We start from the raw sequence: 13,961 nt of genomic DNA, 5'->3' as shown, positions 1-13,961 counted from the left end.
CGGATCACCGCGGCGCCCAGTTCGTGGGCGGGGATGTTCGCCAGGGCGCCCTGGAAGCTGCCGATGGCGGTGCGGGTGGCGGCGACGATTACGACGTCTTGCATGTTGGAACTCCTGGGAGTTACGTCGGCATCCCTAGGGGATCGCCGACGGGTGATGGGTATCGCTCCGCTCGCGGAGCGCCGCCCGACCCATCCTACGAGGGGGGGAAAACGAAAAAAAGCGCGGCCCGAATCAAGCTGGGCCGCGCTACACGCTAAAGGGTCAGAACTGCTCGTCGGCCAGGCCGAAGAGCGGCTCGCTGCCGGCGCGAATGCTGGCTTCCAGCGACAGGGTGCGTGGCAGCAGGCGGCGGAAGAAGAAGTCGGCGGTGGCCAGTTTGGCGCCGTAGAAGGCTTCGTCCTCGCTGCGCCGGGCCTCGGCCGTGGCGGCCATCCGCGCCCACAGGTAGGCGTAGGCGACGTAGCCGAACAGATTCAGGTAGTCCACCGAGGCGGCACCCACTTCGTTGGGGTTGGCCTTGGCCTGCTCCAGCAGCCAGCCGCTCACCGCCTCCAGTCGCTCCAGCGCCACCAGCAGATCGCTGCCGTAGGGGGCTTCGTGGCGGTGGGCGAAATCGCGCACCTCGGCGCAGAACAGCCGCAGTGCCGCCCCGCCATTGGCCACCACCTTGCGGCCCAGCAGGTCCAGTGCCTGGATGCCGTTGGTGCCTTCGTATATCTGCGCGATGCGTACGTCGCGCACCAGTTGCTCCTGGCCCCATTCGCGGATGTAGCCATGGCCGCCGAATACCTGCTGGCCAAGCACGCAGCTGTCCAGGCCAGTGTCGGTGAAGAAGGCCTTGGCCACCGGGGTCAGCAGGGCCACCAGGGCTTCGGCGTGCTGGCGCTCGTCGGCGTCATCGGCGTACTTGGCCAGGTCCAGCTGCTGCCCGACGTAGCAGGCGAAGGCGCGGCCTCCTTCGGTCATGGCTTTCATGGTCAGCAGCATGCGGCGCACGTCAGGGTGGTGGATGATCGGGTCCGCGGCCTTGTCCTTCGCCACCGGCCCGCTGGGGGCGCGGCTCTGCAGGCGTTCGCGGGCGTAGGCCACGGCGTTCTGGTAGGACGCTTCGGCGCAGCCGATACCCTGGATGCCGATGGACAGGCGCTCGTAGTTCATCATGGTGAACATGGCGGCCAGGCCCCTGTTCGGCTCGCCCACCAGGTAACCGGTGGCGCCGTCGAAGTTCATCACACAGGTGGCCGAGGCCTTGATGCCCATCTTGTGCTCGATCGAGCCACAGCTCACGGCATTCGCCGCACCGAGCGAGCCATCGGCGTTCACCATCAGCTTGGGCACCAGGAACAGGGAAATACCCTTGGGGCCAGCGGGTGCGTCGGGCAGCTTGGCCAGCACCAGATGGATGATGTTCTCGGTCAGATCCTGCTCACCGCCGGTGATGAAGATCTTGGTGCCGGTGATGCTGTAGCTGCCGTCGGCCTGGGGTTCGGCCTTGGTGCGGATGATGCCGAGGTCGGTACCGGCATGGGGTTCGGTGAGGCACATGGAGCCGGCCCAGACGCCTGCGTACAGGTTCGGCAGGTAGGCATTCTTCAATTCGACGCTGGCGTGGGCCTCGATGGCCAGGCAGGCACCGGAGGTCAGCGCCGAGTAAAGGGCGAAGCTGGAGTTAGCGGCGTAGACCATTTCCTCGAACTGCACGCCGAGCATTTTCGGCATGCCCATGCCGCCGAACTCCGGATTGCCGGACAGGCCAACCCAGCCGCCTTCGGCGTAGGTGGCATAGGCCTCCTTGAAGCCCGCCGGGGTGGTGACTACGCCGTCCTGCCACTTCGCCCCCTCCTCGTCGCCGCTGCGATTGAGCGGAGCGAGCAGTTGCCCGGTGACCTTGGCGGCTTCTTCCAGGATGGCGTCGGCGGTGTCGGCGTCGACCCGTTCGGCCAGCGCGGGCAGGCGCGCCCAGAGGGCCGGGGCGTCGAAGACTTCATGCAGGATGAAGCGGCTATCACGCAGGTTTGCGGAGTATTGCGGCACGGCGGAATCCTCTTGATTGAATGGGGTGGCGGTTCTCGATATGGCTAAGGAGTTGCGAGACCGCACCGAGGGTCAGGTTCTCCAGCAGCGCCAGACGCTCGGTCTCGGGCAGGCTGCTGTGATTCATCCAGGTGGGCATCTGCTCCAGCAGATGGGCAATTGCCTGTCCGGCCCCCTGGCGAAGCGCCGGATCCACTTCGGGGCCGATCCCGAAGTGCTGAAGCAGGCGCTGATGGAATTGCTCACGCAGTTCACCGATGCGCTGCCGATGGAGCGGCCCGAGGCAGCGCGACTCGCTCATGGCCAGTTGGAAATGCAGGGGACGGCGTTGATACTGCCGCAGCAGCGCGGCGGTGAGGTTGCGAACCACCTCGAGGGTGGAGCCGCCCCGGGCACAACGGGGAAGCAAGGCGAGCAGCCCTTCGTAATGCTCCTCGATGAATTCGAAAAGCAGGTCTTCCTTGCTGCTGCAGTGGTGATACAGAGCGCCCGCAGTGAGTTCCAGGTGTGCCGCGAGCTCGCGCAGGCTCACCTGGCCGAAGCCTTTGCTGGCGAATAGTTCCAGCGCCTTTTCCCGGTTGCGTTCGAAGCGGGAGAGCGTCGAGACATTTCGAACCTGAGGGGTGGCTGCGCTGTGACTGGGTGAATTCAGTGAGGCCATCAGAATTTTCCGCATTGCCCGTGAAACTGGCCACGCCTTGATGCGTTCGACCCTATGCCGAAGAGTCTAGGCAGACGAGGCGAATTGGCCTATGCCCAAACTGTACCCGTCGAAGGTGTAGTTTTTGCCACTGACGGTTCACCTCGCCCCGCCCTGAATTATCATTCTGGCGAACAGAGGATCGATGCCAGGCGGCCGAACGAGGCGGGGGGGAAGGATGCGAGAACAGGATTCGGTAGCCGTCTATCTCGTCAGGGCAGCGCTCCACAGTCTGGAAGGACGCCCTGAGCGGGTGAAGGCCATGCTGGCGGAGGCCGGGATCGACCCTGAGCAGCTCGATATTCCCGAGGCGCGCCTGCCGGCGGCGGCGGTCACCCGTTTCTGGCTGGCCATGACCCGGGAACTCGACGATGAGTTCTTCGGCTTCGACTCCCACGGATTGCCGAGGGGCAGCTTCGCCTTGATCTGTCGTGGGCTCATCCAGGAACCGACGGTAGGCAAGGCGTTGCGCCAATGCCTGAGCTACCTGGGGCTCTTCCTGCATGACATCCGCGGCAACCTGAGCCTGCGTGGCGGGCAGGCCGTGATCGGCCTGCAGTCGTCCGCCTGCAAGCCCGCCATCAGAAGCAGCGCGGAAGAGATCTACCTCAGCATCGTGTTGGGCGTCCTCTGCTGGCTGGCCGGACGGCGCATTCCCCTGGATTGGACGCGCTTCGGCTTTCCACGTCCCTCCCAGGGCGCCGACCCTCTGCTCTGGGGGCCGCTCCTGGAGTTCGATGTCGAGCACACGGAGCTGGCCTTCGATGCGACCTACCTGGAGCTCCCGGTGGTGCAGGACCTGGCTGCCCTGAAGCAGTTCCTGCGCACCTCGCCCCAGTGGCTGGTAGTGCGTTTTCGCAATGAAACGAGCCTGGCATCGCAGGTATTCCGCCGCTTGCGCAAGATTCGCGATCCGGAATGGCCGACCCTGGTCGAACTGGCCAGGGAATGGGGAATGCAGGCGACCACCTTTCGCCGCCAACTGGAGCGGGAAGGCTTCAGCTATCAGGAGATAAAGCACGAGGTTCGGCGTTCCATCGCCTTTGAACTGCTACGGGATGATCGGTTCAGCATCAGCGAGATCGCGATTCTCACCGGCTTCCAGGAACCCAGCGCGTTCCACCGGGTATTCCGGCGGTGGACGGGGGAAAGCCCGGGCCAGTTCCGCAAGCGGATGCGCTGAAGGGGCGTCATCCCGCCGCCTCAATTGCCTGCCGACACGCCCCGGTCGATCGCCATATCCGCGCCGGTGATCGAACGCGCGCCGCTCTGGCAGAGGAAGAACGCCAGCTCGGCAACCTCCCCCGGCTGGATGAAGCAGGCGCGATCACCCTGGGGGTACTTCGCCAGCAGCTCGCGGTAGTAGCCCTCGGGGTCGCCCTGGCCGTAACGCTCGGCCTGGAACTTCAGCATCGGCGTTTCGATATCGCCCGGCGATACCGCGTTGCAGCGCACGCCGAAGGGCGCCAGGTCCAGGGCCAGGGTCTTGGTCAGCAGGGTCACGCCACCCTTGCTGGCGCAATAGGCCGCGGCGTTGCGATTGCCCTGGCGGCCGGCGTCGCTGGAGATGTTGACGATGGCGCCTTCGCTCGTCTTCAGGTGCGGGATGGCGGCAGCGCACATGAAGAAGGTGGCCTTCAGGTTCACCTCCAGGACCAGGTCGAAATCCTCTTCGCTGAAGCTTTCCACCGGGCCTTCGCGCCAGACGCCGGCGGCGTTCACCAGGGCATCCAGGCGGCCGAATGCCGCGAGTGCCGCGGCGACGGTGTCCTTGCAGGTCGCGGGCCGGCGGATGTCACCGGCAAAGATCCCGCAAGCCGGGTGTTCCGCCTGCAGGCGCGCCAGGCCCTGGGCATCCAGGTCGGTGGCGAACACCTGCCAACCGCCCTGGATGAATCGCTGCACCAGCGCGCGGCCTACACCGCCGGCGGCGCCGGCGACGAGTACAACGGGAGTGCTCATGCTGATGTCCTCCTCAAGGCGCCTTGTTTTCGATCAGGCAGTTGCCGCCGTCCACCACCAGCAGTTCGCCGGTGATGTAGCTGGCCTCAGGCGACGCCAGGAAGGCGACCGCCGCAGCCACTTCCTCCGGGCGTCCGGCGCGGCCGATGGGCACATAGCCGGCCGCGTGCCTTTCTTCCTCGGTGCTGGAGCCGGTGGCGATCCAGCCCGGGGCCACGCTGTTCACCGTGATGCCCTGGCGCGCAACCTCCAGCGCCAGCCCCATGTTCAGCCCCACCATGCCGGCCTTGGCCGCGCTGTAGGCGGCTTCGCCCGGATTGCTGCCACGGGTGCCGGTGGTCGAGCTGATACTGACGATGCGTCCGTACCCCCGTGCCCGCATGCCCGGCAGCAGCGCACGGGTGAGCAGGAAGGCGGTGGTCAGGTTGCGGGCGATCGACAGGTTCCAGGTGTCGAGGTCCATGCCGGCCACCTCCGCGAAGGGCTCGGGACTGCCCTGCATGGCCATGCCGGCGTTGTTCACCAGGATATCGACGCGTCTCCAGCGCGATTCGGCCCAGCTGGCGAGCTCGAGGACCTGCCGCTCATCGGTCAGGTCCGCCGCCCTGCCCTCGGCTTCGAATCCTTCGGCGCGCAGTTCCGCCACTCGTTCGGCGATACGCCCGCTGCTGGCGGTGACGATGAGCTTCGCGCCCGCCGCCCCCAGCCTGCGGGCGATCGCCATGCCGATGCCCAGTTCACTGCCGGCGCCGCTGATCAGCGCCACCTGCCCGTGCCAACCTGTGTTTTTCATGCTCCGGCTCCTTCAAGGATTTACTTTCTGAAGTGGAAATTACGTGCACAGGCCTGATAGAAAAAGACGACTGTCATCAGGAAAACTGAAAGCACCATGGCTTTTACCAGCGAATCCCTGAAGGTGTTTCTCGCCGTGCTCGACGGTGGTTCCTTCTCCGCCGCAGCACGCAAACTCGGGCGCGTGCCTTCCGCGGTCAGCATGGCCATCGCGCAACTGGAGGCCGAACTGGACATGCCGCTGTTCGATCGTGCCACCCGCAAGGCACTGCCGACACCTGCCGCCAGGGCGCTGGAGCCCCAGGCCCGGCAGGTGGCGAGCCAGCTGAACCTGCTGGACGCCCATGCGCTGCAATTGCATCAAGGTCTGGAGCGCCGCCTGGTGCTGGCCATGGCGCCGGAGCTGCAGACCGGCGCCTGGAGCAGGCCCCTGGCGGTTCTCGCCGGCGAATTCCCGACGCTGGAAATCGAAGTGCGTTCCGCGTCGCAAGCGCAAGCCGTGCGCATGCTGCACGAAGGCAGCGCGCAACTGGCGCTGGTCTTCGAACGGCCGGGCATCGACGAGCGCGAGGCGTTTCTGGAGGCCGGCAGTCAGTTGTTGGTGGCCGTCGCCGCGCCGGGGTATCCGGCCGCCGCCGATGGCGCGCCGCTGGGCGAGGCACAGATGGCCGATACCCGGCAGATCATGGTCGCCAGCGGCGAGCCCACGGCGTCCGACCCGCAGATCATCCTGTCCCACCGGGTCTGGCTGACCGACAGCTACCTGGCGACCCTCGACCTGGTGCAGGCCGGCCTGGGCTGGGCTTATCTGCCCCAGCCGCTGGTGCAGCCGCTGATCGCGGCGGGTACGCTCAGGGCCGTCGCCTTCGACAACATGGCCAGCCAGATGCGCCTGTGGGTGGACATCGTCTGGGTCAAGAACCGCCCCCTGGGGCTCGGCGCCAAGCGTTACCTGGAGCTGATGCGCAAGCAGTTCAATGCCGGGCCGGGGCGCGCCTGAGCCGCGCAACCCTGCGCCATGGCACGGAAGGTCCTCGCGACATCCACCAGAGGCCCGCTCAGATTCGGCAACACGAACCCAGTGGACCGGAGCGCCGACTTGGCGGACCATAACCGACACTCCACGTTCCATGTCCTTGGCCCCATTGCACACCCTGGCGCGTCCGCCAGCGCAAACCATCGGCCAAGCGGCAACGCAGGGCTGACCTGCCCGACGTAGCGTCTGCCACCCCCTTTCCACGGGGAGCGCCCGGCCTCACCAGCCAGGCGCTCGTTCCACGCCGCCCGATGTACCCGCGGCGCCCATCCATAGGGAGGCACACAGATGAAGATCGTAGTCATTGGCGGAACCGGCCTGATCGGAACCCAGCTCTGCAGCAACCTGCGCGAGCGGGGACATGAAGTCCTCGCCGCCTCACCCAACACCGGCGTCAACGCCGTCACCGGCGAGGGCCTGCGCGAGGCGCTTACAGGTGCCGAGGTAGTGGTCGATGTCGCCAACTCACCCTCCTTCGAAGACGCCGCCGTGCTGGAATTCTTCGAGAAATCCGGGCGCAACCTTGCCGCCGCGGAGAAAGCAGCCGGCGTCAGGCATCACGTCGCCCTCTCGGTGGTCGGTACCGAGCGATTGCTGGAGAGCGGCTACTTCCGCGCCAAGATGGCCCAGGAAAAACTGATCAAGGAGTCGGGCGTTCCCTACTCTATCCTGCGGGCCACCCAGTTCTTCGAGTTCATCGGTGCCATTGCGCAGTCCGGCACCGAGGGCAGCAGCGTTCGCCTGCCCGCCGCCGACCTGCAGCCCATCGCCTCGGCCGACGTCGCAGCGGCATTGGCGAAGGTCGCCGAGCAAGCCCCCAGCAACCAGACGACGGAAGTTGCCGGCCCCGACCGGCAGCCCATCGCCTCCTTCGTCAGGACCTACCTCCAGCACAACGGAGACCAGCGGGAAGTGGTCGCCGACGAGCGCGCCACTTACTTCGGTGCGGCGATCGACGATCGGTCGCTGACACCCGGCGCCAATCCGATCCTCGGTGCGATCCACTTCGACGCCTGGCTCAAGAGCGCGGCGGCCCGGCGCTGACCGGCAATCCGAAATCAGGAGAGCTCCATGCGAATCCAACATCTGCCCGCCCTGCTGGTGCTGCTCGGCACCTGCCTGGCCATGGCGCAGGACAAGGCCAGCACCGCTCCACCACCCGTCGTCGAAACCGTGATGGTCAAGGCGCTACCCGAGTACCCCGGCAAGGAAGTGCTGATGATCACCGTCGAGTACCCGCCTGGCGGTGCCGACCCGGTCCATCGTCACGACGCGCACGGCTTTATCTACGTGCTCGAAGGCACGATCGTCATGGGGGTGAAAGGTAACAAGGAGGTTACGCTGACGCCCGGGCAAAGCTTCCATGAAGGACCGGCGGACCTGCACACGGTCGGCCGCAACGCCAGCCAGGAAAAACCCGCCAAGTTCCTGGTCTTCCTGCTCAAGGACATCGGCAAGCCCCCTCTGATCCTGGTCGAGTGAGCCAGCCCGCGCGGCCGGTTCGGCCGCGTGTTCATTCGAACTTGGGAAACCACTTCCTGAGGCTGAGTTGACCAGGTAGCGGGCGCCGTGCGCACCAATGGTTGGGCGAGGTGCAGGGGGGAACCCGTGATCGGAACACATGGCGCACCCTACGGTGGGGCAAGTGCAGAAGTTGTGCCCCGGATGCGCAGGTAGGCTCCGCCAATCCCCCAGCTCCTCTATGCGCGCGTCTATCAGTCGAGAAGCGCTGCCCTCCCCCGCTTCGTTCCCCGGGCGGGTGTTCCGCTTCGTCATGCCGCCGTCGCCTCCTGCTGGTTGTCGTTCACTGAACCCTTCCGTGAGGATTGCCCTCTCCCTGACGGGAGAGGGCACCGATCTCAGGCATGGTGGATCGCCCGGTCCTTGGTTTCCGGCAGGAAGAAGGTGCCGAGAATGGCCGTCATCACCGCGATGACGATGGGGTACCACAATCCGTAGTAGATATCGCCCGTGGCCGCCACCATGGCGAACGCCACCGTGGGCAGGAAGCCGCCGAACCATCCATTGCCGATGTGGTAGGGCAATGACATCGAGGTGTAGCGGATGCGCGTCGGAAAGAGTTCCACCAGCCAGGCGGCGATCGGGCCGTAGACCATGGTCACGTAGACCACCAGGATGGTCAGGAGCAACAGCACCATCGGGTAATTGGTCTTGGCCGGGTCGGCCTTTTCGGGGTAGCCGGCTTCCTTGAGGGCGGCGCCGAGGGTGGCGGTGAAGGCTTCGTTCTCGGCCTTGAAGTCCGTGGCCGGCATACCGGTGCCTTCAAAGCTCTGGATCAGCTTGTCGCCGATGCGGATCTGCGCGACGGCACCTGGCTCGGCCTTCTCGTTGTCGTAGGGAATGGCATTCTTCGCCAGCAGGCTCTTGGCGATGTCGCAGGAGCTGGTGAATCTGGCCTTGCCCACCGGGTCGAACTGGAACGAGCACTGGCTGGGATCGGCGACCACAGTGACCGGGTTCCGCTCCTGCGCGGCGAACACCTCGGGGTTACCGTACTGGGTCAACGCGTGAAAGATCGGGAAGTAGGTCAGCGCCGCGAGGATGCAGCCGGCCATGACGATCTTCTTGCGGCCGATGCGATCGGACAGGCTGCCGAACAGGATGAAGAACGGCGTGCCGATCAGCAGCGAGCCAGCAATCAGCAGGTTGGCGGTCTGCGGGTCGATCTTGAGCGTCTGCAGCAGGAAGAACAGTGCATAGAACTGCCCCGTGTACCAGACCACGGCCTGGCCGGCGGTGCCGCCGAGCAGGGACATGATCACCACCTTGAGGTTGTCCCAGCGGGCGAAGGACTCGGTCAGCGGAGCCTTGGAGGCCTTGCCTTCGGCCTTCATCTTCCTGAACACCGGCGACTCGCTGAGCTGCAGGCGGATATATACCGAAACGATCAGCAGCAGGATCGACAGCAGGAAGGGAATCCGCCAGCCCCAGGCCTCGAACGCTTCGGTGCCGAGGACGGTGCGGCAGGCGAGAATCACCAGCAGCGAAAGGAACAGGCCGAGTGTCGCGGTGGTCTGGATCCAGGAGGTGAAGAAGCCGCGCTTGCCTTGCGGCGCATGCTCCGCCACGTAGGTCGCCGCGCCGCCGTACTCGCCGCCCAGGGCCAGGCCCTGCAGCAGGCGCAGGCTGATCAGGATGATCGGTGCCGCCACGCCGATGATCGCGTAGCTGGGCAGCAGGCCCACCACGGCGGTGGAGATACCCATGATCACGATGGTGATGAGAAAGGTGTACTTGCGCCCGATCATGTCGCCCAGACGGCCGAACACGATGGCGCCGAAGGGGCGTACGGCGAAGCCCGCAGCGAAGGCGAGCAAGGCGAAAATGAAGGCGGTGGTCTCGTTGACGCCGGCGAAGAAGTGCTTCGCGATGATCGCGGCGAGGGAGCCGTACAGATAGAAGTCGTACCACTCGAACACGGTACCCAGGGACGAGGCGAAGATGACCTTGCGCTCTTCCCTGGTTATTCCGCGGTTGGGAGCGCTGCCAGTGGATGTATCGTCGATTGCCGCCATGAGTCATCTCCGTCTTGTTGTTGGCCGGAGTGCCCACTACCGTTGCCGCACCCTGGCCCAAGGGTTGATGTCATCGGATTGGTGATTGCGCTAGGCATCGAAAGGGTAGACACCTCGTCTCTCTACAAGGTGCCAGAAGAATATTTTCCTTCGCCCACCTACAGCGGATTGCCGCCGGCCTGCCCGAGCCGTTGAACCAAGTGCGCCCGGCGATACTGGAGCACCGGTTCAATTCAGGCAGCAAATACTTGCGGCTGTAGCGCAGGCAACAGCATCCAGGTCATTCCACCAGCCAACCGCTGTCGCCTTCGATCAGGGTGCCACCGTGGCTGGTCTTGTCGCCTTCGCGCGCCGCCGGCTGGCCTTCGATGATGGTGCTGGGCGAGCCCGTCTGAATCACGGCGCCGCAACTGATCTTGTCGCCAATGCGCGCCACGGGGCGGCCGTCGATGTTGGCCTGCGATGCACCACTGACCACGGTACCTTCGCCATGGAGGGGGCAGGAATGTCGGTGTCCTACAAGTACGATGGGGCGCATTGGGTATCTCCAGTTGAATGCAAGGCCAATCGGATAGTGGTTGTTTATTTCGCTGGTTGAACAGCGAGTCAAAATACGTAGCGTGCTGTATGTCTCTCTGAGACACGCATCTATTCAGCTTGGTCTCATATGCCTACGTTCCAGTTTCGACTATGAAGTCTTGTGTTTTGCAGTCACCCCCTCAGCTGTTTACTCAGATCCTCGCTTACACCTACTGTGTGTATCGTGAGGTTTTTCCATTGGCATTTGTCCTATTTTATCGAACTATTGGCGCCTCTTTTGTGCAGGTGATCTTTTCGCCGCTCTCTGGAGATGGCACTCCTTCGACACTTTGTATTGGTAGAACTGCATTAACAGCAGACACGCTGGAGTCATAGAACTCAGAAACTACAGATTTTAGGTCTGTGGAGGAAAGGATCCTAGATGTTTTCGCTTTTGAAGCTTGTCCAGAACCAGAGCGCCGTATCTACTGCAGCTTCAAGATTCTCTGCCAATTGCTCAAAAAGAGGGAAGATTCATTTTGCCTGCTCTAATTTTTTGGAGGAAAATCCAGGAAATAGTGTGGACCTACAAAAATTAGACTATAGAGACAGATCCGCCCCCTTTGTAGATCTCTAATGTCTTGAGTGTGGTTTTATTATTTGCTACTCATAATTCCATGCATTCTTTATTTGGGGGTTTCCGTTTAATAATTCGAGAGAACCTGATTGTGTGTCTTTATCCGCTTGCAGGACCACCGAAGATTTTCCCATGCCCACAAAAATTCCGAGACCATATTCATTGCTGGACAGTCTCCAGTTCTGAAAAATGATGTATTCCGTTCCGTTGTTCGAAAAGCTCAACCTGTAATCTCCCATGGCGTCATTTGCTAAGCCACCCCCTCGTATATATCCACTATATTGAAATTTTGACCAAGCCTCCTTGTTTAGATTTTTAGGATACTCAAGCTCCACTTTTTCAGTGCTTCCGAATCGATAGACCAAATATTCAGCGTTACTTCCCTCGCATACGGATGCGATCTTTTTCGATTTAACGATCTTGAAGGATATTATATTTTTCTCTCCTCCCTTACAGTGCGTTCCAGGTGCTTGCGCGTAGGCAGTCGCGACCAAGCAGAGCATGGTCCCTGACAAGAGAAAATTGAACAGAATGCTATGGGTTGTTTTGTTTATATTCATTGTAGAAAGACTCTATATTTGTTGCGTAATCCGGGTTCATCAAGCGCCATCCAGAACCATTATGACCTTCAGCAATTTTCTCAAAATTTTTCTGCCTGAGCCCTTCCAGTGGAAAATAAATCTGTACAATTTTGTTATTGGTTGAGTAGGTGAGCATGTGCTGTTTCATCTTCTACGCATTCCAGACCCTTGCACATGAGAATCTTTTCCTGTGTCAAGTGCGTTTACTTCATTCGTTATCTGCTTTCTTAGCTCTGCACTCATATCTATCGACGCGTCGTTAACTATCTTCAGATAGTCTTTCGCATTTTTGCGTGAGACAGGGTCACAACGAAGTACGTTGCCGAGATCGAGAGTCGGGTCCCCTCGCTCATTAGCATTGTCGGCATACCGCCGTGCTGTTGGAAAGTTGTGGGAGTGAAAGTTCACTGGAGGAGAGCCGTCATCCCTTACCCATCTATTATCAGAGTCAAAGTTTCCAGCGCACATCATGTCTGTATGTATTGCCACCACACACGCTCTCGGTAATGACACGAATACGCAATAATAGCGCTCATGATTAGCCACAACGTTGCCCCTGTCATCAAATACCTCGCCCTTATCTAAGGCCCCTATCCACGCCAGATCACACGAAGGGGCAAAGTGATTGGGAAGGCTGTCTTCAATAAATGATGCTCCCAGGCCGTTTAGGCTGATGAAATCCGTAACACCTCCTTTTGTTAAGAATCTTGCGCTTTGAGATGATAGGTTTTTTATCTTGGCATGATTGTTCTCACTGGCTAACTCGATTGCTCCGCATTCGTTGCTGAAAAATCGCGTCAGCTCCATGTTATTTGCATTTGCCTTCCCTTGTGGATTGGAGATCGGGAGTTCCCCGCTGTGCGAGTCTAGGCCTACCATAATTAACAGCATGGCAAGTAGCGAAGTGGAAGTTCTTTTCATAGTCTCGACCTTAGAGCTTGGTAGCGTCCTGTGGCATCAGTCATTTGTCTCGTTGCTCCGTAGTCTTCAAGAATTCTATCTTCATAGGATTGATGGTTGACACCCCAGTTTTGTGGGTTCGTGGGCGTGTTAGGATTTGCGTTAAAGAAGCGTTGTAATGCCGCTCCAAAATCTCGCGCAACAAATCCTGGTCTATTTATGTGGTGATCCAACACCAACGCAAGACCAAGGTTTGAGCGTACGTACTGCTTGATTTGATATGCATGCCCGCTAGGGGTTATGGATGTCGCCAATCGCAATCGTTTTATAAAATCCATTACTTGCAGCTCTATATACTCACTGCAACGTATTGTATTGAGGACTGGTGCCAGTATTGCACTTTCCTTCTTTCCTGGTGCGCTTGTAGATGTGAAGTCTTTTCTGATTTCCTTCTTTAGTGCGCTCTTGGTTAGCCCTTTGTAGGATATTTCGCCACCATCGACACTCCACCCGCATTCTTCAAATAGTTCACTGTAACGTGCAGGGTGTCTATTTCTGAATCTAAGAATTTGCTCATAAAATTCACCTTGCCCTTGAGGGTTGATTGTTTTTTGCATAGCCCCGGCGGTGAGGATTTCACTGTCGTACGATTGAATCGAATCCAGATTTCCTTCATTTGGAGACATCGCAATCACTATTGTTTTCTCGTCTTCCGTGATAGATCTAGACTGCACAAGAGTATCCCAATAGGGATAGCTTTCTAGCGATATTTTGGAAAAGGGGACAGATTGGAAAAGGGGACAGATTTATTTTCCCTACTCAAATGTCCTAGCCGATTCGGAAAAGGGGACAGATTTATTTTCCCTACTCAAATGTCCTAGCCGATTCGATCTGTCGAGAGGATCAATCTGTTTCAAGGTAATCCAAAGCGGACAGGCACTAAGCAAGGACCGTTTCAGGGTGGTGGTTGAATGCACTGATCAGGATCGGCATGTCGCAGAGCAACGAACAACAAGATTAGAGTACAGAAAATAAATCTGTCCCCTTTTTGCTGTCCCCTTTTTGCTTGAAGACGTTGGCTGTGGCACGGTCGAAATGGATCCCACCATGAAAGTGGCCATTGTTACCCAGCGGGAAGTGCCCGCCGTCTGCGAGAGCCAATCCCTCATAAGCGATCTGGGCGTCTGCAAAGGGTTTGCCGTCCTTGGCTTTGAATGGGTAGCCAATCCGTGAAGTGGGTTTCGGTGTATCCGTCATCTTT

Annotated in this window: 16 protein-coding genes; 4 read left to right on the top strand and 12 right to left on the bottom strand. The window is 60.5% G+C overall.

Features of this window, described 5'->3' with window-relative positions; genetic code table 11:
* The 3 genes from ACFPU0_RS25205 to ACFPU0_RS25195 all read right to left on the bottom strand — a co-directional run.
* On the bottom strand, window positions 1-104 hold a 104-nt coding region (locus ACFPU0_RS25205; RefSeq protein WP_377695938.1), incomplete at its 3' end, for a hypothetical protein.
* A 160-nt stretch (window positions 105-264) separates the two neighbouring features.
* Entirely contained in the window at window positions 265-2,037 is a 1,773-nt protein-coding gene (locus ACFPU0_RS25200; RefSeq protein WP_377696026.1) for an acyl-CoA dehydrogenase C-terminal domain-containing protein, read from the bottom strand.
* On the bottom strand, window positions 2,009-2,698 hold the full coding sequence (locus ACFPU0_RS25195) for a TetR/AcrR family transcriptional regulator (protein ID WP_377696025.1): 690 nt from the start codon (window positions 2,696-2,698) through the stop codon (window positions 2,009-2,011). Before ACFPU0_RS25195 ends, ACFPU0_RS25200 begins: the two co-directional genes overlap by 29 nt.
* A 217-nt stretch (window positions 2,699-2,915) precedes the next feature.
* On the opposite strand from ACFPU0_RS25195, the gene ACFPU0_RS25190 reads away from it, so the two are divergent.
* Window positions 2,916-3,920, top strand: coding sequence for an AraC family transcriptional regulator (locus ACFPU0_RS25190; protein WP_377696024.1), 1,005 nt, complete (start codon window positions 2,916-2,918; stop codon window positions 3,918-3,920).
* A 20-nt stretch (window positions 3,921-3,940) separates the two neighbouring features.
* On the opposite strand, the gene ACFPU0_RS25185 is transcribed toward ACFPU0_RS25190, so the two are convergent.
* Together ACFPU0_RS25185 and ACFPU0_RS25180 are read right to left on the bottom strand one after the other, a co-directional pair.
* A complete protein-coding gene (locus tag ACFPU0_RS25185) occupies window positions 3,941-4,699 on the bottom strand; it encodes an SDR family NAD(P)-dependent oxidoreductase (protein WP_377696023.1) in 759 nt (252 codons plus the stop codon).
* A gap of 13 nt (window positions 4,700-4,712) precedes the next feature.
* A complete protein-coding gene (locus ACFPU0_RS25180; protein ID WP_377696022.1) occupies window positions 4,713-5,492 on the bottom strand; it encodes an SDR family NAD(P)-dependent oxidoreductase in 780 nt (259 codons plus the stop codon).
* Between the two features lie 96 nt (window positions 5,493-5,588).
* Between ACFPU0_RS25180 and ACFPU0_RS25175 the strand changes: the two genes are divergently transcribed.
* From ACFPU0_RS25175 to ACFPU0_RS25165, 3 genes are all read left to right on the top strand, one after another.
* A complete protein-coding gene (locus ACFPU0_RS25175) occupies window positions 5,589-6,491 on the top strand; it encodes a LysR family transcriptional regulator (RefSeq protein ID WP_377696021.1) in 903 nt (300 codons plus the stop codon).
* 324 nt (window positions 6,492-6,815) lie between these two features.
* Complete coding sequence (locus ACFPU0_RS25170; RefSeq protein ID WP_377696020.1) at window positions 6,816-7,571, top strand: SDR family oxidoreductase; 756 nt, start codon at window positions 6,816-6,818, stop codon at window positions 7,569-7,571.
* A 27-nt stretch (window positions 7,572-7,598) separates the two neighbouring features.
* A complete protein-coding gene (locus tag ACFPU0_RS25165; RefSeq protein ID WP_377696019.1) occupies window positions 7,599-8,009 on the top strand; it encodes a cupin domain-containing protein in 411 nt (136 codons plus the stop codon).
* Window positions 8,010-8,386: 377 nt separating this feature from the next.
* On the opposite strand, the gene ACFPU0_RS25160 is transcribed toward ACFPU0_RS25165, so the two are convergent.
* The 7 genes from ACFPU0_RS25160 to ACFPU0_RS25130 all read right to left on the bottom strand — a co-directional run bounded on the left by ACFPU0_RS25160 (window position 8,387) and on the right by ACFPU0_RS25130 (window position 13,957).
* Entirely contained in the window at window positions 8,387-10,063 is a 1,677-nt protein-coding gene (locus ACFPU0_RS25160; RefSeq protein ID WP_377696018.1) for an MFS transporter, read from the bottom strand.
* A 280-nt stretch (window positions 10,064-10,343) separates the two neighbouring features.
* The gene (locus tag ACFPU0_RS25155) at window positions 10,344-10,601 is read right to left on the bottom strand and encodes a PAAR domain-containing protein (RefSeq protein ID WP_377696017.1); all 258 of its coding nucleotides are present in this window, start codon (window positions 10,599-10,601) and stop codon (window positions 10,344-10,346) included.
* 644 nt (window positions 10,602-11,245) lie between these two features.
* A complete protein-coding gene (locus ACFPU0_RS25150) occupies window positions 11,246-11,779 on the bottom strand; it encodes a hypothetical protein (RefSeq protein ID WP_377696016.1) in 534 nt (177 codons plus the stop codon).
* Entirely contained in the window at window positions 11,754-11,948 is a 195-nt protein-coding gene (locus ACFPU0_RS25145) for a hypothetical protein (RefSeq protein ID WP_377696015.1), read from the bottom strand. Before ACFPU0_RS25145 ends, ACFPU0_RS25150 begins: the two co-directional genes overlap by 26 nt.
* Window positions 11,945-12,721, bottom strand: a complete 777-nt coding sequence (locus tag ACFPU0_RS25140; protein ID WP_377696014.1) for a hypothetical protein — start codon at window positions 12,719-12,721, stop codon at window positions 11,945-11,947. The genes ACFPU0_RS25145 and ACFPU0_RS25140 overlap by 4 nt, the downstream gene beginning before the upstream one ends.
* Window positions 12,718-13,395: a hypothetical protein gene (locus tag ACFPU0_RS25135; protein ID WP_377696013.1), complete on the bottom strand. Its 678-nt coding sequence runs from the start codon at window positions 13,393-13,395 to the stop codon at window positions 12,718-12,720. Before ACFPU0_RS25135 ends, ACFPU0_RS25140 begins: the two co-directional genes overlap by 4 nt.
* A gap of 322 nt (window positions 13,396-13,717) precedes the next feature.
* The gene (locus ACFPU0_RS25130; RefSeq protein ID WP_377696012.1) at window positions 13,718-13,957 is read right to left on the bottom strand and encodes a hypothetical protein; all 240 of its coding nucleotides are present in this window, start codon (window positions 13,955-13,957) and stop codon (window positions 13,718-13,720) included.
* Between the last annotated feature and the right edge of the window lie 4 nt (window positions 13,958-13,961).

The organism is Pseudomonas sp. GCM10022186, from assembly GCF_042656385.1.
Classification (GTDB): Bacteria; Pseudomonadota; Gammaproteobacteria; order Pseudomonadales; family Pseudomonadaceae; genus Metapseudomonas.
The sequence above is the reverse complement of the archived record's forward strand: the minus strand, read 5'-3'. Positions and strand labels throughout refer to the sequence as shown.